Annotated in this window: 1 protein-coding gene; it reads right to left on the bottom strand. The window is 37.4% G+C overall.

Annotated features, from left to right (window positions below):
• Positions 1-361, bottom strand: a 361-nt coding sequence (locus tag CCZ01_RS10140; protein WP_458692873.1) for a flagellin N-terminal helical domain-containing protein, incomplete at both ends; no start/stop codon positions are given.

Genomic DNA, 361 nt, shown 5'->3' on the forward strand with positions numbered 1-361 from the left:
GTATAAGAACCTGCTAATAAAGTCAAGCCGTTATAGCTTGTTGTATTCGCAATATTATCCAAAGAATCAATCAAGCGGTTAATGTCTGCTTGAATTGCAGTTCTTGTCTTAGTAGTTTGTCCATCTTGTGCAGCTTGAACAGCTTTAGTCTTGATTGTGTCAAGAATTTTTACTTGCTCATCCATTGCTTTATCAGCAATTTGGATAATACCGATACCATCATTAGTATTTCTCATTGCTTGTCCCAAAGAATTTGCTTGAGAACGTAATGAATCGGCAATCGCCATACCTGAAGCATCATCTGCTGCCTTATTAATTCTAAGACCAGAACTAAGTCTCTCAAGAGAACCAACAATTGCTG

The organism is Helicobacter monodelphidis (genome assembly GCF_003288845.1).
GTDB lineage: Bacteria > Campylobacterota > Campylobacteria > Campylobacterales > Helicobacteraceae > NHYN01.